Source organism: Sorangium sp. So ce185, assembly GCF_051526825.1.
GTDB classification, from domain to species: Bacteria; Myxococcota_A; Polyangia; order Polyangiales; family Polyangiaceae; genus Sorangium; species Sorangium cellulosum_D.
In genome coordinates this window covers 11,096,629-11,122,053 of sequence record NZ_CP150316.1, presented here as the reverse complement: position 1 = coordinate 11,122,053, position 25,425 = coordinate 11,096,629, and the positions used below count along the sequence as shown (strand labels likewise).

22 protein-coding genes are annotated in these 25,425 nt (G+C 72.0%); 14 read left to right on the top strand and 8 right to left on the bottom strand.

Annotated elements, in window-relative coordinates:
- Positions 1-30 precede the first annotated feature (30 nt).
- From argF to WMF26_RS41010, 3 genes are all read right to left on the bottom strand, one after another.
- Positions 31-966, bottom strand: a complete 936-nt coding sequence (gene argF, locus WMF26_RS41020) for an ornithine carbamoyltransferase (RefSeq protein WP_437997180.1) — start codon at positions 964-966, stop codon at positions 31-33.
- A gap of 234 nt (positions 967-1,200) precedes the next feature.
- The gene (rtcA, locus tag WMF26_RS41015) at positions 1,201-2,220 is read right to left on the bottom strand and encodes an RNA 3'-terminal phosphate cyclase (RefSeq protein WP_437997179.1); all 1,020 of its coding nucleotides are present in this window, start codon (positions 2,218-2,220) and stop codon (positions 1,201-1,203) included.
- Between the two features lie 49 nt (positions 2,221-2,269).
- Positions 2,270-3,496 (bottom strand): RtcB family protein, encoded by a 1,227-nt coding sequence (locus WMF26_RS41010; RefSeq protein WP_437951569.1) that lies wholly within the window; start codon positions 3,494-3,496, stop codon positions 2,270-2,272.
- A 247-nt stretch (positions 3,497-3,743) separates the two neighbouring features.
- Here WMF26_RS41010 and rtcR point away from each other — a divergent pair, with 247 nt between their 5' ends.
- The 6 genes from rtcR to WMF26_RS40980 all read left to right on the top strand — a co-directional run bounded on the left by rtcR (position 3,744) and on the right by WMF26_RS40980 (position 12,166).
- Complete coding sequence (gene rtcR / locus WMF26_RS41005) at positions 3,744-5,375, top strand: RNA repair transcriptional activator RtcR (protein ID WP_437997178.1); 1,632 nt, start codon at positions 3,744-3,746, stop codon at positions 5,373-5,375.
- A 50-nt stretch (positions 5,376-5,425) separates the two neighbouring features.
- Entirely contained in the window at positions 5,426-6,493 is a 1,068-nt protein-coding gene (locus WMF26_RS41000) for a ChaN family lipoprotein (RefSeq protein WP_437997177.1), read from the top strand.
- Positions 6,494-6,946: 453 nt separating this feature from the next.
- Complete coding sequence (locus tag WMF26_RS40995; RefSeq protein WP_437997176.1) at positions 6,947-7,750, top strand: hypothetical protein; 804 nt, start codon at positions 6,947-6,949, stop codon at positions 7,748-7,750.
- Positions 7,751-8,116: 366 nt separating this feature from the next.
- Positions 8,117-9,430 carry a GDSL-type esterase/lipase family protein gene (locus tag WMF26_RS40990; protein ID WP_437997175.1) on the top strand — a complete coding sequence of 438 codons (1,314 nt, stop codon included), beginning with the start codon at positions 8,117-8,119 and terminating at the stop codon, positions 9,428-9,430.
- A gap of 135 nt (positions 9,431-9,565) precedes the next feature.
- The gene (locus WMF26_RS40985; protein WP_437997174.1) at positions 9,566-10,162 is read left to right on the top strand and encodes a TIGR00725 family protein; all 597 of its coding nucleotides are present in this window, start codon (positions 9,566-9,568) and stop codon (positions 10,160-10,162) included.
- 222 nt (positions 10,163-10,384) lie between these two features.
- The gene (locus WMF26_RS40980) at positions 10,385-12,166 is read left to right on the top strand and encodes a serine/threonine protein kinase (RefSeq protein WP_437997173.1); all 1,782 of its coding nucleotides are present in this window, start codon (positions 10,385-10,387) and stop codon (positions 12,164-12,166) included.
- A gap of 136 nt (positions 12,167-12,302) precedes the next feature.
- Here the strand turns inward: WMF26_RS40980 and WMF26_RS40975 are convergent, their stop codons facing one another.
- Complete coding sequence (locus tag WMF26_RS40975; protein ID WP_437997172.1) at positions 12,303-13,082, bottom strand: nucleotidyltransferase domain-containing protein; 780 nt, start codon at positions 13,080-13,082, stop codon at positions 12,303-12,305.
- The gene (locus tag WMF26_RS40970) at positions 13,079-14,407 is read right to left on the bottom strand and encodes a DNA polymerase beta superfamily protein (RefSeq protein ID WP_437997171.1); all 1,329 of its coding nucleotides are present in this window, start codon (positions 14,405-14,407) and stop codon (positions 13,079-13,081) included. The genes WMF26_RS40975 and WMF26_RS40970 overlap by 4 nt, the downstream gene beginning before the upstream one ends.
- A gap of 511 nt (positions 14,408-14,918) precedes the next feature.
- Here WMF26_RS40970 and WMF26_RS40965 point away from each other — a divergent pair.
- On the top strand, positions 14,919-15,839 hold the full coding sequence (locus WMF26_RS40965; protein WP_437997170.1) for a transposase: 921 nt from the start codon (positions 14,919-14,921) through the stop codon (positions 15,837-15,839).
- 243 nt (positions 15,840-16,082) lie between these two features.
- Here the strand turns inward: WMF26_RS40965 and WMF26_RS40960 are convergent, their stop codons facing one another.
- From WMF26_RS40960 to WMF26_RS40950, 3 genes are all read right to left on the bottom strand, one after another.
- On the bottom strand, positions 16,083-16,277 hold the full coding sequence (locus tag WMF26_RS40960; protein ID WP_437997169.1) for a hypothetical protein: 195 nt from the start codon (positions 16,275-16,277) through the stop codon (positions 16,083-16,085).
- Positions 16,278-16,319: 42 nt separating this feature from the next.
- Positions 16,320-16,598, bottom strand: a complete 279-nt coding sequence (locus WMF26_RS40955; protein ID WP_437997168.1) for a hypothetical protein — start codon at positions 16,596-16,598, stop codon at positions 16,320-16,322.
- Between the two features lie 386 nt (positions 16,599-16,984).
- A complete protein-coding gene (locus WMF26_RS40950) occupies positions 16,985-17,878 on the bottom strand; it encodes an SDR family oxidoreductase (protein ID WP_437997167.1) in 894 nt (297 codons plus the stop codon).
- Between the two features lie 90 nt (positions 17,879-17,968).
- Here WMF26_RS40950 and WMF26_RS40945 point away from each other — a divergent pair, with 90 nt between their 5' ends.
- From WMF26_RS40945 to WMF26_RS40915, 7 genes are all read left to right on the top strand, one after another.
- A complete protein-coding gene (locus WMF26_RS40945; protein WP_437997166.1) occupies positions 17,969-18,889 on the top strand; it encodes a LysR substrate-binding domain-containing protein in 921 nt (306 codons plus the stop codon).
- A 292-nt stretch (positions 18,890-19,181) separates the two neighbouring features.
- Positions 19,182-19,892, top strand: a complete 711-nt coding sequence (locus tag WMF26_RS40940; protein ID WP_437997165.1) for a hypothetical protein — start codon at positions 19,182-19,184, stop codon at positions 19,890-19,892.
- A 339-nt stretch (positions 19,893-20,231) separates the two neighbouring features.
- Positions 20,232-21,371, top strand: coding sequence for a PAS domain-containing protein (locus WMF26_RS40935; protein ID WP_437997164.1), 1,140 nt, complete (start codon positions 20,232-20,234; stop codon positions 21,369-21,371).
- A 404-nt stretch (positions 21,372-21,775) separates the two neighbouring features.
- Positions 21,776-22,486, top strand: coding sequence for a hypothetical protein (locus WMF26_RS40930; protein ID WP_437997163.1), 711 nt, complete (start codon positions 21,776-21,778; stop codon positions 22,484-22,486).
- Between the two features lie 19 nt (positions 22,487-22,505).
- Positions 22,506-23,015, top strand: coding sequence for an RNA polymerase sigma factor (locus WMF26_RS40925; RefSeq protein ID WP_437997162.1), 510 nt, complete (start codon positions 22,506-22,508; stop codon positions 23,013-23,015).
- Complete coding sequence (locus WMF26_RS40920) at positions 23,012-23,779, top strand: DUF4384 domain-containing protein (RefSeq protein WP_437997161.1); 768 nt, start codon at positions 23,012-23,014, stop codon at positions 23,777-23,779. Before WMF26_RS40925 ends, WMF26_RS40920 begins: the two co-directional genes overlap by 4 nt.
- Positions 23,776-25,362, top strand: a complete 1,587-nt coding sequence (locus WMF26_RS40915) for a caspase family protein (RefSeq protein ID WP_437997160.1) — start codon at positions 23,776-23,778, stop codon at positions 25,360-25,362. The genes WMF26_RS40920 and WMF26_RS40915 overlap by 4 nt, the downstream gene beginning before the upstream one ends.
- Positions 25,363-25,425: the final 63 nt, after the last annotated feature.

Sequence of the window (25,425 nt, the reverse complement as noted above, 5' to 3'; positions counted from 1 at the left end):
ACGGCGGTCAGATTCCGTCTGTTCCGAGCCTCAGGCCAGCTCGACGCCGAGCAGCCAGAGCATCAGCGCCTTCTGCACGTGCAGCCGGTTCTCGGCCTGGTCCCACACGCGCGAGCGCGGCCCCTCCAGCGTCTCGTCGTCGATCTCCTCGCCCCGGTGCGCCGGCAGGCAGTGGAGCACGACCGCGTGCGGCGCGGCCTTGCCCATCACCCCGGCGTCCACCGTCCAGCCGGCGAACGCGGCGCGGCGCCGCTCCGCCTCGCCCTCCTGGCCCATGCTCGCCCACACATCGGTGTTCACCACGTCTGCCCCCGCCGCGCCCTCGCGCGGGTCGTTCACGAGGGTGACGTGGCCTGTCGCCCGCGCCCGCGCGACCTCGTCCGCCGGCGGCATGTACCCCTCGGGCCCGGCGAGCACGAGGTGGAAGTCGAAGAGCGGCGCCGCCTCGAGCCACGAGCGCGCCATGTTGCTCGAGCAGTCGCCGAGGAACGCGATGCGCCGGCCGGCGATGCCGGTCCTGTCCCCGCCCGCCGCGAGCGCCTCCTCGATCGTGAAGATGTCGCTGAGCACCTGCACCGGGTGCCCGTCGTCCGAGAGCGCGTTGATCACCGGCACGCTCGCCTCGGCCATCTCGAGCAGGCGCGCGGTCGACGACGTGCGGAACGCGATCGCGTCGCAGTACCGGGCGAGCACGCGGGCCGTGTCGCGGATCGGCTCGCCGCGCGCGAGCTGGCTGCCCTGGGTGCTCAGCACGACCGGCTGGGCGCCGAGCTGCGCGATCCCGACCTCGAACGACACGCGCGTGCGGGTGCTCGCCTTCTCCAGCACGACCGCGACCGACCTGCCGGCGAGCAGCGTCGCGCGGCGCCCCTTCGGCTCCTCCTTCAGGCGCGCGGCGAGCCTGAGCACGCGGTGCGCTTCGGCCAGGGTCATGTCCGTGATCTTGAGGTAGTCGCGCTTCGCCATTGTCTCGCCTTCCGCGTCGCTGCCGTCCGGGGCGCGCGCCCTCCCGCCGCAGAGGAGCCCGCGACGAGCGCGCCGCGCGCCCGCCGTGATGTGGCACGACCGGGACGCCGCCGTCAATCGCGCCCGGGGGCGCCGAGCAGCTTCATGGCTGTCTGGTGGTGAGTTCCCAGCCTGCGCCTGGAGACGGCGAACCTCGCTGCGGCGACCGATGTCGTCTGTCGAGCCGCCCGGCGCTCAACGCCCGATCTCGATTTGCCACGCATGCTCGGAGACCTGCTCCACCGACGCGCGGATGCCGAGGAGATCGCGCAGCAGCTCGAGGTGGGTCGTCGTGTGCGACGAGGGGCGGACGGTCCGGAAGGCGCCGCGCCCCGCGAGGGCGATGGGCAAGAGCAGCTGATCGGCCAGGTGCTCGCCCACCGGCACCCCCGCCGCGAGGTAATCGCGCGCCTCCTCGGCGGCCTTCGCGGCGACCGACTCCGCGCGAACCCCCTTCTCGCCGAACCCGGTGAAGACCTCGGTCACGTGCTCGCTCTCGACAGCGATCGTGATCACGTTGCCCGGGCCGTGGCCGCCCGTCAGCACGTTCGGCTTGAAGCAGGCCGGCTCCCAGCCGAGCACCGCCGCCGCCGCGTCGAGCTCGCGCATCGCGACGGAGCTCGGGAGGTTCGACACCGTCGCCACCGCCCTCCGGCCGCGGATCTCCCCGCGCGAGAGCAGCTCGAGAGGAGCGAGCGCGGGCGAGGGCGCGATCGAGACGCGGGCGAGCCCGCCGCCCGCGGGATAGAAGCCGGGCGTCACCAGCGTGGCGGTGACGTCCGGCCCCATCCGCCGCACGAGCGGCAGGTAGGCGAGGTCCAGGAAATCGAACGGCGGCGCCATGGGGTTGTGCGTGCCGCCCTCGAGCGTGAGCGTCGACGGCGCGGGCGCGCGGAGCAGCGCCGGCAGGACGGTCTGCAGCACGAGCGTCGTGCTCCCCGCGCTGCCGACCCGGAACGTGTGCTCGCCGGGCACGATCGCCGTCGGCCGGAAGACGATCTCCTGCGAGCCGAGCGCGGCGCCCGACACCTCGGCGCGGCCGACCTGGGCGGCGGCCTGGACCGAGGTGAGGTGCTGCCGCATCAGGCCGGGGCGCGCGCGGCCCTTGCGGATCGAGGTGATCCGGACGGGCGTCTGCGTGATCAGCGAGAGGCAGAGCGTCGTGCGGAGGATCTGGCCCCCTCCCTCTCCGACGGATCCATCGATGGTCAGCATGGCAGTCGACTCTCCCTGGACGACCGATACCACGACCCCGGGCCGCGGCTCACCCCTTCACGCACACGACCTGCCGCAGGGTGTGCACGATCTCGACGAGGTCGCGCTGCGCCCGCATCACGTCGTCGATCGGCTTGTACGCGGCCGGCGTCTCGTCGATCACGGCCTCGTCCTTGCGGCACTCGACGCCGGCGGTCGCGGCCTCGTGCTCGGCGACGCTGAAGCGGCGGCGCGCCTCGGTCCGCGACATCACGCGGCCGGCGCCGTGGCTCGAGCTGCAGAAGCTCTCCGGGTTGCCGAGCCCGCGGACGATGAACGAGCGCGCGCCCATGCTGCCCGGGATGATCCCGAGATCGCCCGCCCGCGCGCGCACGGCGCCCTTGCGCGTCACGAGGACGTCCTTTCCGTAGTGGTGCTCGCGCGCCACGTAGTTGTGGTGGCAGTTCACCGCCTCGACGGCCGCGTCGAACGGCGGCAGCTCGCCCGACGCGCGGAGCGCGCCCACCACCTGCGCCATCATCAGCTCCCGGTTCACGGCCGCGAAGTCCTGCGCCCACGACACCGCCTGCATGTAGTCGTGGTAGTGCCTCGTCCCCTCCGGCAGGTAGGCGAGGTTCGCGTCGGGCAGGTTCACGAAGAAGCGCCTCATCTCCTGCTTGGCGAGCTCGATGAAGTAGCTCCCGACGCGGTTGCCGACCCCGCGCGATCCGCTGTGCAGCATCACCCAGACGCGGTCGTCCTCGTCGAGGCAGAGCTCGATGAAGTGGTTGCCGGTGCCGAGCGTGCCGAGGTGCTCGATGGCCGAGCCGCGCCCGAGGCGCGGGTGCTTCTCGACGATCTGCCGGTACCGCGGCTCGAGCGCGGCCCACGCCTCGAGCTGAGCCGGCGGGGGCGAGCGCCACGCGCCGCGGTCGTTCTTCCCGCCGTTGTCGGTGCGGCCGTGCGGCACCGCCTCCTCGATGGCGGTCCGGAGCGCGCGCAGCGAGTCCGGCAGGTCCGACGCGCGGAGGCTCGTGCGCGCCGCCATCATCCCGCAGCCGATGTCGACGCCGACGGCCGCCGGGATGACCGCGCCGTGCGTCGCGACGACGCTCCCCACCGTCGCGCCGATGCCCTGGTGGGCGTCGGGCATCACGGCGATCCACTTGTGGATGAACGGCAGCGCGGCGATGTTCTTGAGCTGCGCCTCGGCGGCGGGCTCGAACGGCACGCCGACGGTCCACGCCTTGATGGGGACGCCCGAGTCGGTGGGGATGACGTTGTAGCTTCGCTCCATGGCAGGATCTCCGGGAAGGGGGCGCGCCGTCGGGCGCGCGCCCCGGGTTCGGTGATGTTGGGTCACGCCTGGGTCGTTCGGTTCAGGCGTTTCGGCAGTCCGGTGTTCCGACGTCCGACGTCCGATGTCGGATGTCCGATGTCCGATGTCCACGTATCGCACGGCGCGTGCCACCCGAAATCCCGGCGATCGGAGGGCGCTGGTCGCGGCGCTTATCTAGGTGTATAAAGCGTCTAGAGAAGCTTCTATGACGCGCAAATCCACGGTGGTCCTCGGCATGCTCGGCCCGACGCTGGACACCGGCAAGACGCCGGAGCGCTGGTCGCGGTGGCGTCCGAGCGTGGCGCTCTGCCAGCACGAGGACCTGATCGTCGACCGGTTCGAGCTGCTCTACCAGCGCCGGTTCGACGGGCTGGCCGAGACGGTGATGGGCGACGTGCGGCACGTCTCGCCGGAGACGGACATCCGCGGTCACGTGCTCGAGCTGGACGACCCGTGGGACTTCGAGGCGGTGTACGGCGCGCTGCACGACTTCGCGCGGGCGTACCCGTTCGCGCCGGACCGGGAGGAGTACCTCATCCACATCACGACGGGCACGCACGTCGCGCAGATCTGCCTGTTTCTGCTCACCGAGTCGCGTTATTTGCCCGGCCGGCTCATCCAGACGTCGCCGCCGAAGCGCGACCGGGCGGAGCTCGCGGCCGGGTCGTTCACGATCATCGATCTCGACCTCTCGAAGTACGACCGCATCGCCTCGCGCTTCCAGAAGGAGCAGCGCGAGGCGGTGTCGTTCTTGAAGAGCGGTATCGAGACGCGCAACGCGGGGTACAACCGGCTGATCGAGCGGATCGAGCACGTGGCGATCGCGTCGCGCGCGCCGATCTTGCTCATGGGCCCGACGGGGGCGGGCAAATCGCAGCTCGCGCGGAAGATCTACGATCTCAAGAAGGGCCGCCGGCAGGTGAGCGGCGACTTCGTGGATCTGAACTGCGCGACGATCCGCGGCGACGGGGCGATGTCGGCGCTGTTCGGGCACACGAAGGGCGCGTTCACGGGCGCGCTCAAGGACCGCCCGGGCCTGCTGCGCAAGGCGCACGAGGGGGTGCTGTTCCTCGACGAGATCGGCGAGCTCGGCGCGGACGAGCAGGCGATGCTGCTGCGCGCGATCGAGGAGAAGGCGTTCTTGCCGGTCGGCTCGGACCGCGAGGTGCGGAGCGAGTTCCAGCTCCTTGCCGGCACGAACCGCGATCTGTCGCTGGAGGTCGCGGCGGGGCGCTTCCGGGAGGATCTCCTGGCGCGGATCAACCTGTGGACCTTCCGGCTGCCGGGGCTCCGGGATCGGGTCGAGGACATCGAGCCGAACCTCGATTACGAGCTCGACGCCTCGGCGCGGCTGCTCGGCGTGCGGATCACGATGAGCCGCGACGCGCGCGAGCGGTTCCTCCGGTTCGCGACGTCGCGGGAGGCGCTGTGGCACGGCAACTTCCGCGACTTCAACGCGGCCGTGACGCGGATGGCGACGCTCGCGCCCGGGGGGCGCATCGGGCTGCCGATCGTGGAGGAGGAGATCGCGCGGCTGGCCGAGGCGTGGCGGCGGGCGCCGGCGGCGGGCGGCGCGGGAGCGGGGGAGGGCGGGGAGGACCTCTTGGTCGCGGCGCTCGGCGCGCGGCGGGCGGCGGCGCTCGACCCGTTCGACCGGGTGCAGCTCGCCGAGGTGCTGCGGGTATTGAAGAGCGCGCGATCGCTGTCGGAGGCGGGGCGGGTGCTGTTCGCGGCGTCGCGGGCGAAGAAGAAGAGCGTCAACGACGCGGACCGGCTGCGGAAGTACCTGGCGCGGTTCGAGATCGACTGGAGCGAGGTGGTGGCGGAGGGCGGGTAGGGGGAAGCGCGCGATCGAGCTGCTACGCTGGCGTGGCCACCGGAACGACCATGCCGACACCGAAGCTGATGTGCTCGCTCGACGCCGCCCGACGGTCTCCGCTGCCGCGCGCGCGCCGTCTCGCCGGCGTCGCTTGCGCGGCGATGCTGCTCGCCTGTTCGCCCTCGCCGCCCGCGCGCGCTCCGGCGGCGCCGAGCGGCGGCGCTGCGCCCGCGAAGGCGCCGCCGGGCGGCGCGGAGCCGTGGCGGTCGGCGCTCGATCGCGATCACGCGCTCGTCGGCAAGCTATGGGACGTGAAGGCGGGCGCGTTCGTCGACGTCGCCGCGCTCTCGCCGCGGCTCGCCGCCGCGCGGTTCGTGTTGCTCGGCGAGCGGCACGACAACCCGGACCACCATCGCCTCCAGGCGCGCGTGCTGGAGCAGGTGGCGGCCGGAGGGCGGCGCCCGCGGGTGGTGTTCGAGATGCTGGAGGCGCAGCAGCAGCCGGCGATCGCGGGCTACACGGCGACGCGGCGAGAGGCCGCCGGCTTCGGCGCGTGGATCGGCTGGGAGAGGACGAGCTGGCCGCCCTATTCGGAGTACCTGCCGATCTTCGACGTCGCCTTTGGCTTCGGGTTGCCGATCGTGGGCGGCAACGTGGCGCAGGAGGAGGCACGGGCGCTCGCGCGGCAAGGCCTGCAGGGCATCTCGCCCGAGCGGGCGGCCGAGCTGCGGCTCGAGCAGCCGCTCCCGGCCGCCGAGCAGGCGTCGCTGGAGCAGGAGCTCCGCGACTCGCACTGCGGGCACCTGCCCGAGCGGCTGATCCCGACGATGGCGCTCGCGCAACGCGCGCGCGACGCCCAGCTGGCGCAGGCCATGGTGCGCGCGGAGGCCGGCGGCGCCGTGTTGATCGCCGGCGCGGGCCACGCGCGGCGCGACCGCGGTGTGCCGTACTGGCTATCGGTCGAGGCGCCCGGAGCGGAGGTGCTGAGCCTGGCGTTCGTGCAGGTGCAGCGCGGCGTGCAGGAGCCCACCCGGTACGCCGCGCAGTTCTCGACGGCGACGCTGCCGTTCGATTTCGTGTGGTTCACGCCGCGCGTGTCCGACGGAGATCCGTGCGCCGCGTTCCGGGCGCGCTGACGGCGCGGGCGCGCTGACGGCGCGGGCGCGCTGACGGCGCGGGCGCGCTGACGGCGCCTCTGGCTGCGACGGAACCTCGCGCCAGGAGGGCTGCGCGCCGGCAGCCGTGGATCCGTGCAGCCTCCGGCTGGCGACGGCCCGCCCGCCCGTCCCACGCCCCGGCCCGCCGGGCACGCGGCGCGTATCCCCGCGCGGCATCGAGGTGTGGCTGCAAGCCCAGGGGCGTGCTCCGCAGCGCACCGGAAGCCTTACGGCGTGACCGATCCACGAGGGTGCCCGGAATTGACTGGGTGGGACGCGGCTGCTCGGCCCGTGCGGGAGCCATTGCATGAGCCAGGCACGTCGCTTGAACAACCACCATGATCGTAACTGCCCGAGAGTCTACCGATGCCCTCGATTACCCACGAAGCTCTGATAGAGCTGTTCAAAAATCGGCCGACGCTCGCTGCCGAGATGCTGCAAAGCGCGCTCGGCCAGCGGATCCCCACCTTCCAGGAGGCGCGCGTCGAGTCCTCGGATCTGACCGAGATCGTTCCCTCGGACCGCCGTGCAGATCTCGTCGTCGTGCTCGTGGGAGCGCAGCAGCGGCCCGCGCTGGGGATCGTCGTCGAGGTCCAGCTCGGCGTGGATCCGAACAAGCCCTACGTGTGGCCGGTGTACATGACGCAGACACGGGCCCAGCACCGCTGCCCGACCCGGCTGCTGGTCGTGACGACCGATCCTGCGATGGTGAGGTGGTGCTCGCGGCCCATCCACACGGGCCATCCTGGCTGGACGCTGAGGCCGCTCGTGCTCGGGCCTGAGGGCGTCCCGGTCGTCACCGACGCCGAGCAGGCCAAGGCCGCGCCCGAGGTGGTCGTGCTCTCGGCGATGGCGCACGGGCAGAGCGGGGCGGGGGAGGCGATCGGCGTGGCGTTCCTGGCGGCGGCTGCCGGGCTCGACGAGGAGCGCCGCGCTGTCTACGGAGATCTGGTGCTATCCTCGATGAACCAAGCGGCGAGGCGGACGTTGGAGGCGATGATGAAGAGCGGATACGTGTTCCAGAGTGAATTCGCGCGCAGCTACGTGGCGAAGGGAAAGATCGAGGCCAAGGCGCAGGCCGTGCTCGCCGTGTTGGAGTCCCGCGGCGTCGACGTCCCCACGGAGGTGCGAGAGCGCGTGCTCGCGAGCACCGATCTCGCCGAGCTCGATCGTTGGATCCGCCGGGCTGCGGTCGTCAGTGACGCCAGGGAGCTGCTCGTCACGACCGGCGCCTGAGCACGCGCCGCCGGTCTCCGCCAGCTGTCGGATCCTTCGGTTCCGGCACCGGAGGGGATTGCGCTGCAGGCTCGCTCCTCGTCCCGCTCCCGGCTCGCCTGCCGCCCCGCGCACTCCCGGCTCGCCCGCCACCCAACGCGCATCGCCGCTCATCTGTCCATCCGGACCCTCGCGGCGAACGTTGTCTCTGTATATTTACCGGTGCAGTAGACAACTGTGCCCTGCAGGCGCTGGGTCGAGGCTTCCGTCACTGTTTCCCAGTCCGTGACGCTTTACCGGTTCATCTTCTTGATGGCGGAGGTCGACTCCGCTGTTGATCGTCGCGCCACGATGCCCCAGAGTGCCCGGCCCTGGAGGTCAGCTTCGATGGCTTTGCGTTCATTCCAACGGTCAGCCTTCCTGGTTCTTGCGCTTGGGACGGTCGCGCTCCTGCCGGCCTGCTCGGACGATGACGGCGGCGCGTCCGCGAGCTCCGGGGGCACAGGGGGCGCGTCCGCGAGTTCCGGGAGCTCGGGGAGCACCTCCGCCCAGGGAAGCGGCGGCGCCGGAGGCGGCACCGGCGGCTCCGGGAGCACCGGTGGCGGCGGCACCGGCGGCAGCGGCGGCGACGGCGGCAGCGGCGGCGGTCCCGCCGCGTCGGGGATCACGCCCAACCCCATCATCTCGCGCGGCAAGCCCGCTTTCGCCTCGCGGGGAACGGCGTCGGTCATCAACGACGGCAAGTACAAGTCGGCGGGGACCTGGATCGCGGGCAAGCCCACCGCGGGCGCGCCGGCCTGGATCGCCATCCAGGTCGGCGACGGGTACGATCGGCTGCTCCTGAGCTGGACCGCCTCGTACAACTACAACTACACGGACGTGCAATACGGGGCGCCGGGCGCCTACCGCGTGGAGACGTCGAGCGACTCCACGAACGGCTCGGACGGCACCTGGAAGAGCGTCGCCGAGGTGACCGACAACCCGGTCCGCACGCGCGCTCACAGCTTCGACTTCAGCGGCCAGAGCTGGGTCCGGCTCGTCGTCACCGCGGCCCCCGCGACGTCCGACGACACCGGCGTCCAGCTCGACGAGATCGACGTGCACGACATCTCGAACGGCGCGGAGGACACGTGGTTCTTCCTCGGCGACAGCATCACGGCGTTCGCCTACGACCGCGACACGCCGGCCACGCAGCCGAGCTTCGCGGAGAACGTGCACGCAGCGCACGAGCCCAACTACCCCGCGATGATCAACGGCGGCATCGGGGGCGAGCTCACGAAGAGCACGGACCGCCCCAGCGCGCTCGATCGCATCGATGACGTCCTGGAGATGAACCCCGATTACCACTTCTTCGCCATCGGCTACGGCACCAACGACTCCTGGGACCAGACCGACCCGAGCACCTTCAAGTCGAACCTGCAGGAGCTCATCGACAAGATCCAGGCGGCGGGCCGCGTCCCGGTGCTCGCGCGCATCCCGTTCTCGCCCGACGGCCACCACGACGCGCTCGGCGCGTTCAACCAGGCGATCGACGAGCTCACGGCCGAAAACGCCCTCCCCCCAGGGCCGGATCTGTATGCGTGGTTCGAGGACCACCCCGAGCAGCTGAGAGATCAGGTGCACCCGGATGCCGCCGGGTGCGTCGCCATGAACAAGCTCTGGGCCGAGGCCGTGGACGGCCTCTACGCCGGCCAGCAGTAGGGCGCGTCACCGAGGCGGCCGGCGCGCCGAGGTGAGCGATCTTGCCACGCTGCGCGGGAAGCGACAGGATGCGCCTCGCGACCGGGCCGAGCGCCACGTGACGCGTCGTCCCCCGGGCGCCGGAGCGGAGCCGTGATGGACGACGATCGGGAAGACGAGGACACGAAGCGGGACATCGCTCCCTACGTGCCGCGCCGCCCCGTGATGGCGGTGATCGGCAACGGCCTGGCGCTGGACGCGGCGACCGAGGCCGTGTGCGTCGAGCTCGGTCGCCGCGCCGTCGAGGCGGGGTTCCGGCTGGTGACCGGCGGGCTCGGGGGCGTGATGGCCGCCGTCTCGCGCGGCGGGCGCGAGGCGACGACCTGGCGCGACGGCGACATCGTGGGGCTCCTGCCCGGGTACGAGGCGTCCGCGGCCAACCCGTACGTGGACATCGTCATCCCGACCGGCATGCAGATCGGGCGCAACATCCTGGTCGTCGCGGCGGCGGACGTCGTCGTGGCGGTCGGCGGGGGCGCGGGCACGCTGAGCGAGATCGCCGTCGCCTGGCAGCTCGGCAAGCCGATGCTCGCGCTCGCGACGAGCGGCGGCTGGGCGAGGCAGCTCGCCGGAGGGCGCGTGGACGACCGGCGCTCGGATCGCATCGCGTCGGTCGCGACCGCGGAAGAGGCGGTCGCGGCGGCGTGGGACGTCGTGGGCCGCGGCCGCGCCGGCGGCGGCGGCCGGGTCTGAGCCACCTCCGCGGGAGCGCGCGCCGAGCGCAGGTGACGACAAGCACCCTGGCGGCAGCGCGCATGAGGTGATCTCTCTGGAGAGCGGGGCGCGCGCCTCACGCGATCGGGGAGCGGGCCGCGATGCGCGAGCGTCGATGAGCGAAGAGGGCCAGTGACTCCGGGCCATCCCGGCGTGGCGGTCGAGCCGGCCGCGAGGCGGCCCGTGCTAGGCTCGGCGCCGATGTCGGAAGCGGAAGAGGAAGAGACTCGGCGGCTGAGAGCCCGCGTCGGGACGACCCTCCACGGCAAGTGGCGGCTCGACGCGCTGATCGGGGCGGGCGGGATGGCGGCCGTCTACGCGGCCACCCATCACGTGGGGCACCGCGTGGCCATCAAGATCCTGCACCCGGAGGGCGCCGTGTCCCGCGAGCTCCGCGCCCGCTTCGAGCAGGAGGCGCTCGCCGCCACGCGCCTCGGCCACCCGGCCGCGGTGCAGGTCCTCGACATCGACGTGACCGAGCAGGGAGAGCCGTTCCTGGTGATGGAGCTGCTCGAGGGCGAGAGCCTGCGCGAGCGCGCGTTGCGGCTCGGCAGCGTCTCGTTGCCCGAGATCCTCGCCCACGTGGACACGCTGCTCGAGGTCCTCCGGGCCGCGCACGACGCCGGGATCGTCCATCGGGACATCAAGCCGGACAACCTCTTCGTGACGCGCGACGGGCGGCTCAAGGTGCTCGATTTCGGGATCGCGCGCATGAAGCAGGGCGGCGCCGGCCTGAAGACGCGGACGGGCGCGGTGCTGGGCACGACGAGCTACATGGCGCCGGAGCAGATCCTGGGGAGGGACGTGGACGGGCGGGCCGACCTCTACGCGGTGGGCGCGACGATGTTCACGCTGCTCGCGAACCGGCGGCTCCACGACGCGGACGGGCTCACCGAGGGAGAGCTCCTCATCAAGATGAGCACGACGCCGGCGCCGCCGCTCTCGACCGTGGCGCCCGGCGTGGATCCGCGGGTCGCGCGGGTCGTGGACCGCGCGCTCGCCTTCCAGGTCGAGCGGCGCTACCCGAACGCGCAAACGATGCTCGCCGACGTGCGCGCCGTGCGCCGGGGCGAGGATCCCCCCTTCGCGACGGCGGGGGCGGCCGAGGGCGAGGCGCGCACGCGCGTGCACGGCCGGGGCATGCCGGGCGGACCGCCGAGCGGGGCGCCGCTGCCCGGCGCGATCCCGCCGGCCACGGCGGCGCCGGCCGCGCCCATCGCGGCGCCGGCCGTGCCGGCTGCGGCGCTGCCGAGCCAGCCGCCGGCGGGGGCGCGCGCCGCGCCAGGGCCGCGCGCGCCGGCTGCGCCGCCTCAGCTCGCCATCGTGGTCGGGGCGGCGGTGCTCCTCTTCTTCGTCGGCCTCGGGGCAGCGCTGCTGCTCCTGCGCTCGCGCGGCCAGGGCGCCGGCGACGCTCCCGGCAGCGGCGCGCCGACGTCGGTGTCCCTCAAGGACATCCCCCGCGCCGCGAGCTCCCTGGCGCGCGCGACCGACCCCGGCGGCTGCCAGCCGGGCGTGCCCTGCACCTGCGCGCCCGGCACGCCGGGAAACGTGCCAAAGAGCTGCCAGCTCACCTGTGGCGACGCGCCCGGCTGCAGGCCGAGCTGCTCCGAGCGCGACGTCTGCGAGAGCCGCTGCGCCGGCGACTGCCGGTCCTCCTGCGATCACAGCAAGGCGTGCGACACGCGGTGTGCGGATGCCTGCGCCGTCGACTGCCGTCATGTCGAGACGTGCCAGGCGACCTGCGGCGCGGGGTGCTCGTATACCTGCGAGAACGCGGGCAAGTGCGTCCCCGTCGTCGGAGACGGGAGCGTGGTGAGGTGCAATCAGGTCGGACTGTGCGAGGTGACCTGCACGGGGTCGTGCGCGGTGTCGTGCACCGCTACCGGACGAGGGTGCCCGATCACGTGCCAGGGGCAGGGGCCGGCGAAGCGGTGCAGCGACGGCCGCATGGCGTGCGAGGACGGCTGCTCGCTGCCGCGGTGAGGCGTGGACAGCGCGTGGGGCTGCGGCGCAGCGGTGATCATCGCGCCCGTCGCCTCGGCCCGCCCTCGATGTCGATGTCGAGGCGACGCACAAGGTGCACATCCGCAGGTGCACCGATTCAAGCTCCCTCTGCGCTTCAGAGCCGCGCCTTGCGCAGCGTGAGCAGCCAGTCGTCGAGGTCGTCCTGGTTGCGCGGCTCCTCCGGCAGCACGGCGCGATCGTGGGCTGCCTCCAGCGTCGTGAAGGCCCGGGAGATCTGCTCTGCCCAGCGGCCGGCGGCCTCGGCGGAGAGCGTCGACTTCTCGCCGGCCCGCTTGGCCTCGATCAGCTCGCGCGCGGCGCTGAAGCCGTAGAGGTCGAGCAGCGCGGTCACGTCGGTGACGATCTTGCCTGTCCGGAGCGCGTGGGCGCCGGTCAGCGCGGTCCGGAGGACGTAGAGCAGCTGCTTCGCCGACGTGCGGCCGCCCGCCTCCCAGGCGCGGAGCTGGCTCGTGGCGAAGCCGACGTAATGGCGGAAGATCCGCCGCGAGAGGGCCTCGGCGACGAGCGGGCGGAGCGAGGCGAGATCCGGATCGACGTGGAGCTGGAGGGAGCCGAGGATCCGCTCGATGTAGTTGCCGTTGCCCTGGAGCACGCCGAGGAGCACGGGGTGGATCTCGTTCGACGTGTAGTCGATCTCGACGCCGTCGATGACCTCCATCCGCGTGGGGCTCGCGCCGCCGCGGAGCAGGCCGAGCAGCCGCGCGGTCGGCTCGACGTGCACCGCCTTGAGGTCGACATCGCTGTCCGGGGAGGGGAAGCCGTACGCGTGCGCGCCGCTCAGGGCGATGACGAGGTGCGGCCGCTTCGCCTCCTCCTCGGCGATGACGCGCGCCACGACCTCCTGCTGATGTGCTTCGAGCACCTGCGTGTTCATGCGTCGTCCTTTCTCTCGTCGCCGCCGTCGCCCTCGCCGTCTTCGCCGGCGCCGCGCGCGACGCCCGCACCCCCGTCGTCCCAGACGGCGACGGGCGCGGGGGGCGCGTCCTTGCCGAGCGGGCCCGGCGCCGCGGTCAGGTGGCGCCTCGCGACCTCCTCGCGGACGCGCCGGAGGAGCGCGTCGGCGCGGGGCACGTCGGGGTGCTGGGGCAGCTTCGTCGCGAGCCGGGCGGCCTCCAGCTCGGGCGTCATCGCCTCGGCGAGCGCGATCGTCCGGTCGAGCGGCCAGGCGCCGGCCTTGATGGCGAGGAGCGTCGCGCGCAGCTCGCCCTGCACGGCCAGGTCGATCTCGCCGTCGCGCAGCCAGCGGATGGCGGTCGCGATGAGGCGCACGAGGTTGTAGGCGTTCTTGGGGCGGAGATCGCGGGACAGGTCGAGCGAGGTCCGGCCCTCGCGGGCGAAGGCGGCGAGCGAGGCGAAGTCGCGCGCGGGCAGGAGGCCCTGGTCGTGGAGCGAGCGGTAGAGCTGCTTGATGTGCTCCTTGGCCTGGAGCTCGCGGTCGGCCTCGGTGGGCGCGGCGCGCGGGCTGATGGCGGCGAGCTTCCGGGCGACGTCATCGAGCGACAGCGACGGGTCGTCCGCGAGCCAGTCGAGCACGCGCTCCCGGTGCTCGGCGAGCCGGTGCGCCTGCGAGAGCCGCTTGAGCTGCGAGAGCGCGTAGCGGCCGAAGCTGCCGTAGATGGCCGACGACACGAACGCGGTGCGCGCCTCGAGGATCCACGCGCCGATCTCGTCGCGCGCCTCTGCGGTGCGGACGAAGAGCAGCTCGAGGGTGTTCGGATCGGCGCGCAGGGCCTGCCGGATGGCCTTCTCGACCTCCCAGTACGAGGCGCTGCCGTCGGCGCTCACGAGGTCCCGCGGCGGCTCGGCGAGGCCGGTGGTCCAGGGGAAGGGGAGGGCGAAGACGCCGCGCCGGTCGGTGTCGGACCCCTCGTGCGCGAGCCCCCACGCGCGCGACCCCACGACGGCCTCGAGGACGACGGCGGGCCGGAGCGCGTCCCATGCGGCGCTGCGCCGCTCCGCGTGCCGCACCTGTCCGGCCTTGCGCGGGACGAGCTCGTCGCGGCGATAGCGGACGACGCCGACGCCGACGACCATGACGTCGAGCTCCGCGCCCGCCGAGGCGACGACGCGCCCGACGGCGCCCTGCGGGACGCGGCGCTCGCCGAGGAGGCGGTCGACGCGGGTGGTCACCTCGGTGCCGTGGGGCAGGGGGACCGCAAGCGGATCGAGGTGGGTGAGGCCGCGCAGGCGGAGCTCCATGAGAGGACGCTACCATGCGGGGGGGCGTGGCCGAGCGGGCTCGTGCGGGACGTACGGCGCGGCCATCGCGCTCTGCGGAGGCCGCGGCGCGACCCGACCCAGGTTGGCGCGGTGCGGTGCGACCCGACCCAGGTTGGCGCGGTTGCGACCCGACCCAGGTTGGCGCGGTTGCGACCCGACCCAGGTTGGCGACCTATGGCCCGACCCAGGTTGGCGACCTATGGCCCGATCCAGGTTGGCGACCTATGGCCCGATCCAGGTTAAGGGCGCCCGGGACGACCGGTGCGGCGGGGTGACCGACCCAGGTTGTGCCCTCAGCGTTGCGAAGCAACCTGGGTCAAGGTAGCGGGGGTAGCATCGGTTGGCAGTAACCCCATGCTACCCAGCTCGGGATAGCAGGGGAGCCGTCCATCAGGGCCGACCGCCTGGCGGCCGCCACCCATGGCGTGCGCCAAGTTGTTGAAAAGATTCGCGGCGACCCCCGGCACGGAGTTTGTTGTGTGTCCTGGCCATGAGCCAGCCCCGCGAGATCATTCCCGGCGCCACCTACATGATCACCCGCCGCGTTCTGCGCCGACACCTCCTCTTACGCCCCGACGCGTCCATTACCCAGCTTCTGGTCTACACCCTCGCCGTCTCAGCGCACCGCTTCGGCATCGAGGTGCACGCGTTCTGCGCGATGTCAACGCACCTGCACATCATCGTGACCGACACGAAGGGCGTCCTGCCGCGGTTCCTGCAATTCTTCCATCGTATCGTTGCGCTCGGTACAAAAGTGCTCCGCACGTGGGAAGGGCCGGTTTGGGACCACGAAGCGACGAGCGTAGTGCAATTGCTGACGCGCGCAGCGCTGGTGGAGAAGATCGCTTACGTCCTCGCGAATCCCGTGGCCGCTGGCCTCGTCCGGTATGCGCGTGAGTGGCCGGGCGCCAAGGTGGATGTGCGTGAGCTCGGCTGCGGTGTGCTGCACGCAGCGCGTCCTTCGGTATATCTCGATCCGGAAAACCCGCAGTGGCCCGAGGAAGCGACGCTCCCGATCGCGTTGCCGCCGCTCATTGAGCAGGACCGCGCGGACGGCTTTCGTCAACAGGTCGCCGCCGAGATCGAGCGACAGGAAGCGCAGGCACATGCGGAGATTCAGGGACAAGGCCACCGTTTCCTTGGCGCCGAGCGAGCCAGCGAAGTCTCCCCGTACGAGCGCGTTACGAGCTTTGAGGCGCTGAGGGCTCGCAATCCGACCTTCGCGGTTGGTCGAGGGCAGGAAGACGCGTGGCGAATCGCTTCCGCCGCTGTGCGGACGTTTCGCGCGTCGTACCGCGCGGCGCTCGAAAGGTGGCGTGCCGGCGTGCGCAGCGTCCTATTCCCTGCGGGGACGTGGTGGATGCGCACGTTTCACGGTGTCAGCGTAGCGGACGTCGCGCTCGCGATCTAAATCGAGCGGTGCGCCGTGACGCTACGGCAAGGAGGGCGGCGGCTTTGGCATCCTCGTAGAGGACGTCCGTCCGGAGAGGGGCGGATCGGACGGCAGAGTATTCGCACGACGCTGTCATCCACAATGTTGGTTAATATTGATTGAGTAGAACTCAGCGGTTGTCCGGGGGCAGCGATCACAGTCAACCCGGGTCGTGCTTCTGGTTTCCCGGGTGGTCGGGTCTCGCCTGGGTAGAGTCTCGGATCATCGCTCGACCAGCAGCACCGGGCTGCCAGAGAGAGCGAGCGTTACATTACCGTCGCGCGCGTTGGATGATGTCTCCGCGCCGTCCCATGCGTGGATATCGAACCCCGATGGCGTCGCGATCTCGACGTTCGGTGCCTGCGCCAGCGTCATCATCTTGATGAGGTAGTTGCGCGCATACTCCGGGCTTCCCACCTCGGGGTACTTCGGCGTGGGCGCGAGCGGCGCGCCGCTCTCCTAGACGTTCCACCCCTCCACCCGCACGCCGGCGCCGGCGAGCGCCGCGACAAAAGCGTCCTTCGATGCAAGGAGGTCGTCGATGGACGCGTCCGAGCTCTTCGGGCTGAAGATCGGGTAATAGTGGAAGTCGACGACGTCGATAGAGGCGCTGCCCTTCTCCGGGTGAACCGGTGTGGCCGCCCCGCCCTCGGGATTGTCGGTGTAGCGCAGGATGGCCGAGAGGAACGCTGGGTATCCGGCTGTCCTGTCTACTGCCGGCGAGCGCGCGCCGCGCAAGCCGCGACCCGACCCAGCCGCGCAGCCGCGACCCCGGCGGCGACCCGACCCAGGTTGGGCGGCGGGGCGGCGACCTGACCCAGGTTGGCGGCGGCGACCCGACCCAGGTTGCGCTCCGCCGCAGGTTGCGGCGGCGACCCGACCCAGGTTGCGCTCCGCCCCGCAGGTTGGCGACCCGACCCAGGTTGCGCTCCACCGCAGGTTGCGGCGACCCGACCCAGGTTGGGCGCTCCGCCCCCGACCCGACCCAGGTTGGGCGCTCCCGGTGTGACCCGACCGAGGTTGCGGCGACCCCACCCAGGTTGAGGAGCCCCCTACGGCGGCGACCCACCCAGGTTGAGGATCCCCCCCCAGGTTGGCCGGCCGACGCAAGATCGGCGGCGATATCAGGGCCCGACCGGCGCGAGCAGGGCGGCCTTGTGGCGGGCGAGGAAGCTCCGCACGTCCTCGGCGGGCCTTCCGGTGAGCTCCTCTACCGCGTTCGTGGCCACATCCAGCGTGCCGCGCGCGATCGCCTCGTCGAAGGAGGCGAGCAGGGTGGCTGCCTTGGCGGGCACGCCGGCCTGTTGCATGCCCTGCTCCAGCGCCTCGCGCGGGACGTGGACGTAGGCGATCGGCTTGCCCGTGAGCTCCGAGGCGATGCGGGCGATCTCGCCCTGAGAGACGGCGGTGGGACCGGTGATGTCGAGCACGCGCTTGCCGTCGAAATCGCCCGACAGCGCCGCTGCCGCAGCGCGGGCGCAGTCCTCGCGCGTGACGTAGCCGGCCTTGCCGTCGCCGGCCGCGGCGACGAGCTGGCCCGTCGTGAGCGCGCGCCGCAGCGAGGCCACGAGGAAGTCGGCGTAGAGATTGTTGCGCAGGACGGTGGCGCCGAGCCCGCTCTCCGCGAGCGCGTCCTCGGTGGCCTGGTGGTCGGGCGCGATCGTGATCGGCGAGCCCGGCCCGGGGTTGGTCAACGACGTGTAGACCACGTGCCGCACGCCCGCCTTCGCCGCGGCCTGGATCGCGCTCCGGTGCTGCGCGATGCGCTGGCCGGGTCGATCCAGCGCGTCGGTGCTGATGAGCAGCATCCGCGCCGCGCCGGCGAACGCCTCCGCGAGCGAGGCGGGAGCGTCGAAGTCGGCGCGCCGCACCTCGACGCCGCGTGCGCGGAGCTCGCCAAGCGCCTCCGGGTGCCGGGTCGTGGCGATGAGGGGGCCCGCGCCCTGCGCGAGCAGGAGATCGACGACGCGCCGCCCGAGCTGGCCGCCGGCGCCGGTAACGAGGAGAGGCTGGGACACGGTGAGGGCTCCTTGTTGAAGAGGTTGAGCGGATGTTGGGTCCGTCTCGGATCTGGTTCAACGAGCAAATATTGGTCAATATGTTCCGAAATGGGAACAATGGACCTGAACCACCTCTCTGTCTTCGCGGCGGTCGCCGAGACGGCGAGCTTTACGGCGGCGGCGCGCCGGCTGGGTGTGCCCAAGTCGACGGTCAGCCGGGGCATCGCGTCGCTCGAGGCGTCGCTCGGCGTGCGGCTCTTGCAGCGGACGACGCGCAGCGTGGCGCTCACGACGGCGGGGCAGGCACTCATCGATCGGCTCGGCTCGCGGCTCAAGGCGTTGACGGAGGCGATCGACGGCCTCCCGGAGCTCGCGGACGAGCCGTCGGGCTTGCTGCGCCTCACCGCGACGGCGGACTTTGGGACCGAGGTGCTGGCGGAGATCCTCGCCGGCTTCTGCCGTCGCTACCCGCGCATCGCGGTGGAGATGCACCTGTCGAGCCGGCCCGTGGATCTTGTGAAGGAGGGGTACGACGCTGCGTTTCGGTTCCTCGGGAAGAAGCCCCGGGACTCGACGCTGGTTGCGCGCAAGGTGGGCGATCTGGACATGCAGCTCTATGCCTCGCCTGCGTACCTGGCCGCGCGGGGGACGCCGCGGACGCTGGACGAGCTCGCGGAGCACGACTGCGTCGCGCTCGCGGGGACGAGCCCGTTTGGGCGCGACGAGGCGTCGCGCGCTCGTGCGCGGCTCCGGGTCCGGCTGCTCGCGGACGACGGGTTCTTCGTGCGCGAGGCGGTGCGCCATGGCGTCGGGATTGGCCTGCTCCCCGCGTTCCTGGCGCAGCAGGACGTGCTCAACGGAGCGCTCGTCCGCGTGCTCCCGCGCTGGACGACGCCGATGGGCGGCGTGTTCCTGGTGTTCCCGAGCGGCCGGCACCTGGCGAAGAAGACCGCTGCCCTGCGGGATCATGTGGTGGAGGCGCTGCGCGTACGGCTGACGGTACGTGGGGGGCGCGCGGGCGAGGGCTAGCGAGCCAGGCTGGGCTACCCGGTGGCGACCCGGGTTGGGCGACCCGGGTTGGGTGACCCCGCGGCGACCCGGGTTGGGCGACCCGGGTTGGGCGACCCGCGCGGCGCTGGCACAATCTGGCTGAGCCAAGTTGAGCCATGTTGGCCACAGGCCCACGAAGGGAGTGCCGATATCCCGCGATTTCAGGTTGGTTCACGAATTGCTCTTACCAGTGGCCGTACTCGGGACCGCGGCAGACCGCGGCACACGCGACTGCTGGTCCCGAGCGGTAGCTTGTTGGGAGGCTAGAAGAATGATGAAGACGTTCAGGGGATTTGGGGCGCTTGCGGTGGCCGGCATGGCGCTCGTGGCCGGGCTCGGCGGTTGCACCGCGCAGGCTGGCAATGACGACGACGCGTTCGGCTCGATCAGCTTGCCGCTCGCGGCGGAGGCGCCGTCCGGAGCGCAGTATCGGCTGCGCAATGCCACGTTCGAGATCCGGAGCGGCTACTACTACTACTACGACGAGAACGCGGGCGTGGGCGTCGTCACCAGCGGCGGCGGTGCCTCGTATCCCGGCAACCTTGTCCTGACGGTCAATAGCGAGGACGAAGATCCCGACGCGAGCTCCATCCTCGTCGATCTCGAGCAGGGCTCGTACAACGTCACCCTGCTTCCGGGCTGGAGCTTCGAGAAGGTCGAAGGCGGGACCGCAACGGAGGTGGAGGCCACGCTGCTGTCGTCGCAGACGGTCTACACCTACGTCTCGCCGCAGTCGACGACCTGGGCTCAGTATCAGTTCGGCATCGGGGACCGCGCGCTGTGGCTCAACGGCAAGCTGAACATCAACATCGACGTCTACGAAGACCCGAGCGAATACTACTACGGCCAAGGGGGCGCCGGCGGCGCGGGTGGCTTCGCGAACTCGACCGTCGGCGTGGGCGGCTCCTGGCCGGGGACCAGTGGCGCGGGTGGCGCGGGTGGCGACGCTGGCTCTGCCGAGGTCGGCGGCGGCTCGCCGTAACGCGACGGCTCCCGCCGCGGCAGCGGCGATCGACGCTGGCCTCGAACGCGCAGCGACGCCGCTGGCCGCCCTCGGGAGCTCTGCCCCTCCCACGCTCGTCCCTGGCTCCGAAACCCCGTAGGCGCGAGGCGCCGCTGCTCGTCGCGCGGCGCCGGGCCCCCTCGGCGCCGCGCCCCGCGCACGTTGTCGGACGAGCGGGGGCGCCGTGCCGAGAAGTGGTCTCCTCGCCCGCGCAGCCCTCCATCGGGGCTTGATCTGCCAACGGTGCCCAGGGTTACGCTGGCGCGCAGCGAAGCCGCCGGCGCCCGGCGGACGGCGCTCCTGACGATGAGGGAACACGTGCACACGCTCGCCCGATCGCCGCTCGCGGTGGTCGAGTACGGCCTGGATCTCGCGATCACGGAATGGAACGAGAGCGCCGCGCGGCTGCTCGGCGTCCCGAGGCAGGAAGCCGTCAGCCGACCCATCGCCGAGCTGCTCCCCACGCCCGAGGACGAGGGCGTATGGCGGCGCCTGCTCGACGAGGACAGCGGGGAACGGCGCCTGCGCCACACCCGGAGCGACGGCAGCCACGTGGCGTGCGCGTGGGCTCACCACCGCGTGCTCGATCCCGGCGGAGCGCCGGCCGGCGTGCTGTGCATCGGCCGCGACGTGACCTCCGAGGTCGAGGCGTCCCGGCGAAAGGTCGAGCAGCAGGCGATCCTCCGCGCCCTCGTCGACAACCTCAAGATCATCGTCTGGGCCTCCGATGGCCGCGGCGTGTTCACCTACCTGGACGGCAAGGGCCTCTCGGGGACAGGCGTGAAGCCAGGCCAGCTCATCGGACGGAGCGTCTTCGACGTCTACAAGGAGCACGAGACCGAGGGGCTGCGCCGCGCCCTCCGCGGGGAGCAGCTCCACATCGTCTCGGAAGCCAACGGCAAACCCCTCGAGAACTGGTTCGTCCCGATCGAGGACGAGCGCGGTGAGGTGGGCGCCGTGGTCGGCATCTCCCTCGATCTCACCGAGTCGCGGCGCGCGGAGCTGGAGCTCCGCGATCGGCTCGCGCTGATCGAGCGGCAGCAGCAGGTCATCCGCCAGCTCTCGACCCCCATCCTCCAGGTGTGGAACGGCGTGCTGGCGCTCCCGATGATCGGCGTGGTCGACAGCGCGAGGACCGCGGAGGTGATGGACAGCCTCCTCCAGGCCGTCGTGCGCACCCAGGCCCGCTTCGCGCTCCTCGACCTGACCGGGGTCGAGGCGGTCGACACAAAGACCGCGAGCTACCTCGTCGATCTCGTCCGCGCGATCCGGCTCCTCGGCGCCGAGGGGATCATCACCGGGATCCGGCCGAGCGTCGCCCAGACGGTCGTCTCGCTCGGGCTCGACCTCGCCGAGATCACGACGCTCTCCGACCTCCAGGCGGGCCTCAAGCACTGCATCGGGCGCACGGTGGGCGAGGAGCGAGCGCGCGGCGGCAGGCCGCTCCGCGAGCGGTGAGAGGCCCCGCCGCGGAGGGCGCGCTCGACGCCTGCCCTCCGCGAGCGGGGGGCGCACGCCGCTCACCGCCGCAGCGCCGAGGACGCGCGCATCGCGACCCCCTCCGGCGCACACGGCGCTCGGCCGCAAAAATATAGCGACAACAAAACGGCAAGAATCGACATCGATCCGTGCCCGAACCGGGCCCCCTGCGGTCTACCCAGGTTGAAGGGGCCAGCGACAACCGGTTCCTTCCCGGGTGCCGCGCCGTGGGACGGCGGGCGCCTCGCCATCGGTCCACGAGAGCTCCGGCGACGACGACCGCCCCACGGCGGCGACGGCAGCGTTGCGCGCATCGCCCTCTCGCGGACGGCTGGCCCGCGCGTTCACCATCGCTCGTTGTCCTTTTGCCAAGGAGAAGTGTCATGCAGCTTCGTTCGATCCTCTCGTTCGCTCTTCCGCTCCTGCTCGCCGCGTGCGGCGACGCACAGGTGGGCTCCGATTATCCCGGCGAGGCGCTCCTGACGCTCGAGGGCACGATCGTCAATGAGCTCGGCGTCGCGCCGGAGGGGCCGGTCGAGGCCGTGCTGGTCTGGAACGCCGACGACACGGACTCCGGCAGCCGGATCATCCCCGTCCGCGCGTCGGCGACTGGAAGCTTCCCCGCGAGCTTCACGCTGTCGATCCATGCGCCTCCGCCGGAGAGAGCGCTCAACGATTTCAGCGAGTTCATCTTCGAGAACACGAGGGTCGGCATCGCCACCGTCGAAGCGGCGCTCGACGAGGCCTCCGCCGGGGAGCGCACCTCGCTCGGCGTCGATGAGAACCATGTGATCGTGTACGTCGATGGTGAAATGGCCGAAGGTGGCTTGTGGTCGAATTTCTTCGGCGGGCGGCTCGCCGCCGGATACCACGTCATGGAGGTGTGGCCCCGCGAGCCCGGAGGCGCGGTGGACGCGGAGCTGCAAGCGGCCTTCGACGCCTGCGACGCCGTGGCGACGACGGAGGCGGAGCACAACGCCTGCATCGGCTATGACGGGAAGCTCAAGGTCCGCCCCTCCGCGGAAGGGGCGGACGCGACGCTCACCGTCCGGATGGCCCCGTCGGAAGATTTGGAGTATCCGGACTGGCACTGATCGTGGTACACGCCCGGACGTGGACGATCGTGTGGCGCTGGTGTCGCTGATCGAGGCGGCTTACCGGCAGCACGGGCACCTCGTGCTGCGCCGGGCGCGGCGGCTCCTCGGGAGCGAGCAGGAGGCGCGGGAGATCCTTCAGGATGTCTTCGCCTCCCTGCTCGGCGAGCCCGGGCAGCTCGACGGCAAGGGCCCGATGGTGGGCTGGCTCTACGGCGCCACCACACACGCCTGCCTCAACCGCATCCGCGACCGCAAGAACCGGCTGCGGCTCCTCGATACCCACGTTGCGCCCCTGCAGCAGGAGAGCGTGGCGGCGTCCGCCGAGCACGTCCTCCTCACGCGGGAGCTCCTCGCGCAGCTCCCGGTCGACCTCGCGCAGGTCGCCGTCCACTACTACTCCGATGAGATGACCCACGAGGAGATTTCGCGCGTGATGGGTTGTTCCCGTCGGCACGTCGGCAATCTGCTGGAGCGGCTCAAGGCCGCGCTCTCCGACCGGATGAGAGAAGGGAGTTCGAGTCCATGACGCCAGCGCGACCCGGAGGGTGCCTCTCGGAGCTGAAGCTCGACGAGCTCATGGCCGGCCAGCTCGACGCGGCCGCGGCGCAGGAGGCGAGCGCGCACGTGGCAGGCTGTTCGCGGTGCTCGGCGCGGCTCTCCGAGATGGAGGCGGCGCGCGCCTCGTTCGCGGCGTCGGCGCCGCCCCTGCGGCTCGATCGAGGCGCCACGGCGGGCCGCTCCGTGGCCGAAGCGCGCCCGCGGCGCCGATGGCTGGCGCCCGCGGCGGCGAGCGCGCTCGCAGCCGCGGCGGCGGTGCTCCTCTTCTTCCGCTTCAACGCGGCGCCGCGGGGAGCAGACGTGGAGATCCCCAAAGAGCGCATCAAGGGAGGAGAGCGACTCGGCTTCTACGTGAAGCGCGGTGAGCAGGTCCTGCCCGGCGGCGCGGGAGAGCGGCTCCTGCCCGGCGACGCGCTCCAGTTCACGACCACGAGCGCCGAGGCGCGGTACCTCGCGATCCTGAGCGTCGACGGGGCGTCGCAGGTGAGCGTGTATTACCCGAGCGGCCCGCTCGCCGCGCGGATCGAGCCTGGCCGGGAAGCGCCCCTGCCGCAGAGCACCGTGCTCGACGGCACGCTCGGCACCGAGCGGATTTACGGGGTGTTCTGCGCCGAGGCGATCGCGGTCGAGCCGCTCCGGGCCGCGCTCGCGGCGAACCCCGACGCGCTCTCGGCCCCGCCGGGCTGCGACGTCGACATGCTCACGGCGGAGAAGGTCGCGGGATCGCCGTGAGCCTCGGTCGCCTCGCGGGGCTCGCCGCCGCAGCGTATGGTCTCGCCGCCGCCTGGGCGGCCCCCGCCGAGGCCCGTATCGAGCGCTTCGCGGTGCTCATCGGCAACAACGCCGGGGAGAAGGGCGAGGTGGAGCTCCGCTACGCGGAGGACGACGCGGCGAAGATGGTCGATGTCCTCAAGGACCTCGGCGGCTTCCCCCCGGCGAACCTGGTGCTCCTGCGGAGCGAGCGCGCGGACACCGTGCGGCGCACGCTCATCGCGATGAACGACCGCGTCCGCGCGGCCGTGTCGAGCCCTGACACCGATGTCCTCTACCTCGTCTACTACTCCGGACACGCCGACGCGAACGCCCTTCACCTCGGGCCGACGCCGCTCTCGCTGACCGAGTTCGAGCAGCTCGTCCGCGGCTCGGCGGCCTCGGCGCGGCTGCTGATCGTCGACTCGTGCCGCTCGGGGGCGCTGACGCGCGTCAAGGGCGGCACGAGCGCGCCCCCGTTCGTCATCAAGCTCGACCAGCGGCTCGCCGGGCAAGGGATGGTGACCCTCACGTCGAGCTCCGGAAACGAGGACGCCCAGGAGTCCGATGAGCTCAAAGGGTCGTTCTTCACCCACGCGCTCGTCTCGGGGCTGCTCGGGACGGCCGACGCGGATCGCGACGGGGCCGTATCCCTGGAGGAGGCGTACCGCCACGCGTACGAGAGCACCCTGCGCGCCACGAGCCGCACGTGGGCCGGCGCGCAACACCCCACCTTCCGTTACGACTTCCGCGGGCAGGGCAAGCTCATCCTGACGGAGCTGCCGGTCCACGCGTCGCTGCGGAGCGTGCTCCGGTTCCCGCGCGGCAGGTCGTACCTCGTGATGCGAGACGCCAGCGAGGGCGCGGTGGCGGCCGAGGTGGGGGCGAACGACGCGGCGCGGACCATCAGCCTCCGGCCAGGCCGTTACTTCGTGCGGGGTCGAGGCCCCGATTTCCTCCTCGAAGGGGCGATCGAGGCCGAGGCCGGGCAGGCGGTCGACGTGGGCGACGAGCGGCTGAGCCGCGTCATGTTCGCGCGGCTCGTGCGCAAGGGCGGCGGGGTCCGCGAGGTCGCGCACGGGCCCGTGGCCGGCTATCAGCTCAGGACGCCCCTCGTCGAGGGAGACTCGCTCTGTCACGGCGGCTTCCTCGGCTACGGCATCGAGCTCCAGCACATCGGCATCGCGTCCCGGCTCAGCGCGTGTCGCAGCGGATTCCAGAACGAGCACCTCACGGCGCGCAACGACGAGCTCGGCCTGGACGTGCGCCTGTCCCACGCATGGGACCTCCCCGTGATCACCGTCGGCGTCGGCGTGGATCTCGGCCTCGCCGTCATGAGGCAGCAGTTCGAGACGCGCGGGGACGCCCCGGACCGCCACGGCCTCGCCGGCGCGTTCGGCGCCGGCGCCGGCGTCACCGTCGACCTCGTCCGAGGGCTTTACCTCCACCTCGAAGGGGGAGCACAGACGTACGTCCTCAAGCAGCGACGCGCGGGCGGCGAGGAGGCCGAGATGGCCCCTGCCCTGGCCGCCCGGCTCCGGGCGGGCATCGGCGCGAGCCTCTGACGTGCGTTGACAGCGGCCTCGGTCCGGCGAATACTGCGCCTATCGGGCTGCTCCGAGCCCGGC

Coding starts and splice junctions, on each gene's coding strand:
- WMF26_RS40965 (WP_437997170.1), top strand. CDS start 14,919: ATGAGCCAGCCCCGCGAGATCATTCCCGGCGCCACCTACATGATCACC.
- WMF26_RS41000 (WP_437997177.1), top strand. CDS start 5,426: ATGCCGACACCGAAGCTGATGTGCTCGCTCGACGCCGCCCGACGGTCT.
- WMF26_RS40980 (WP_437997173.1), top strand. CDS start 10,385: ATGTCGGAAGCGGAAGAGGAAGAGACTCGGCGGCTGAGAGCCCGCGTC.
- WMF26_RS40930 (WP_437997163.1), top strand. CDS start 21,776: ATGCAGCTTCGTTCGATCCTCTCGTTCGCTCTTCCGCTCCTGCTCGCC.
- WMF26_RS40945 (WP_437997166.1), top strand. CDS start 17,969: ATGGGAACAATGGACCTGAACCACCTCTCTGTCTTCGCGGCGGTCGCC.
- rtcA (WP_437997179.1), bottom strand. CDS start 2,220: ATGCTGACCATCGATGGATCCGTCGGAGAGGGAGGGGGCCAGATCCTC.
- WMF26_RS40985 (WP_437997174.1), top strand. CDS start 9,566: ATGGACGACGATCGGGAAGACGAGGACACGAAGCGGGACATCGCTCCC.
- WMF26_RS40975 (WP_437997172.1), bottom strand. CDS start 13,082: ATGAACACGCAGGTGCTCGAAGCACATCAGCAGGAGGTCGTGGCGCGC.
- WMF26_RS40990 (WP_437997175.1), top strand. CDS start 8,117: ATGGCTTTGCGTTCATTCCAACGGTCAGCCTTCCTGGTTCTTGCGCTT.
- argF (WP_437997180.1), bottom strand. CDS start 966: ATGGCGAAGCGCGACTACCTCAAGATCACGGACATGACCCTGGCCGAA.
- WMF26_RS41010 (WP_437951569.1), bottom strand. CDS start 3,496: ATGGAGCGAAGCTACAACGTCATCCCCACCGACTCGGGCGTCCCCATC.
- WMF26_RS40995 (WP_437997176.1), top strand. CDS start 6,947: ATGCTGCAAAGCGCGCTCGGCCAGCGGATCCCCACCTTCCAGGAGGCG.
- WMF26_RS40920 (WP_437997161.1), top strand. CDS start 23,012: ATGACGCCAGCGCGACCCGGAGGGTGCCTCTCGGAGCTGAAGCTCGAC.
- rtcR (WP_437997178.1), top strand. CDS start 3,744: ATGACGCGCAAATCCACGGTGGTCCTCGGCATGCTCGGCCCGACGCTG.
- WMF26_RS40940 (WP_437997165.1), top strand. CDS start 19,182: ATGATGAAGACGTTCAGGGGATTTGGGGCGCTTGCGGTGGCCGGCATG.
- WMF26_RS40970 (WP_437997171.1), bottom strand. CDS start 14,407: ATGGAGCTCCGCCTGCGCGGCCTCACCCACCTCGATCCGCTTGCGGTC.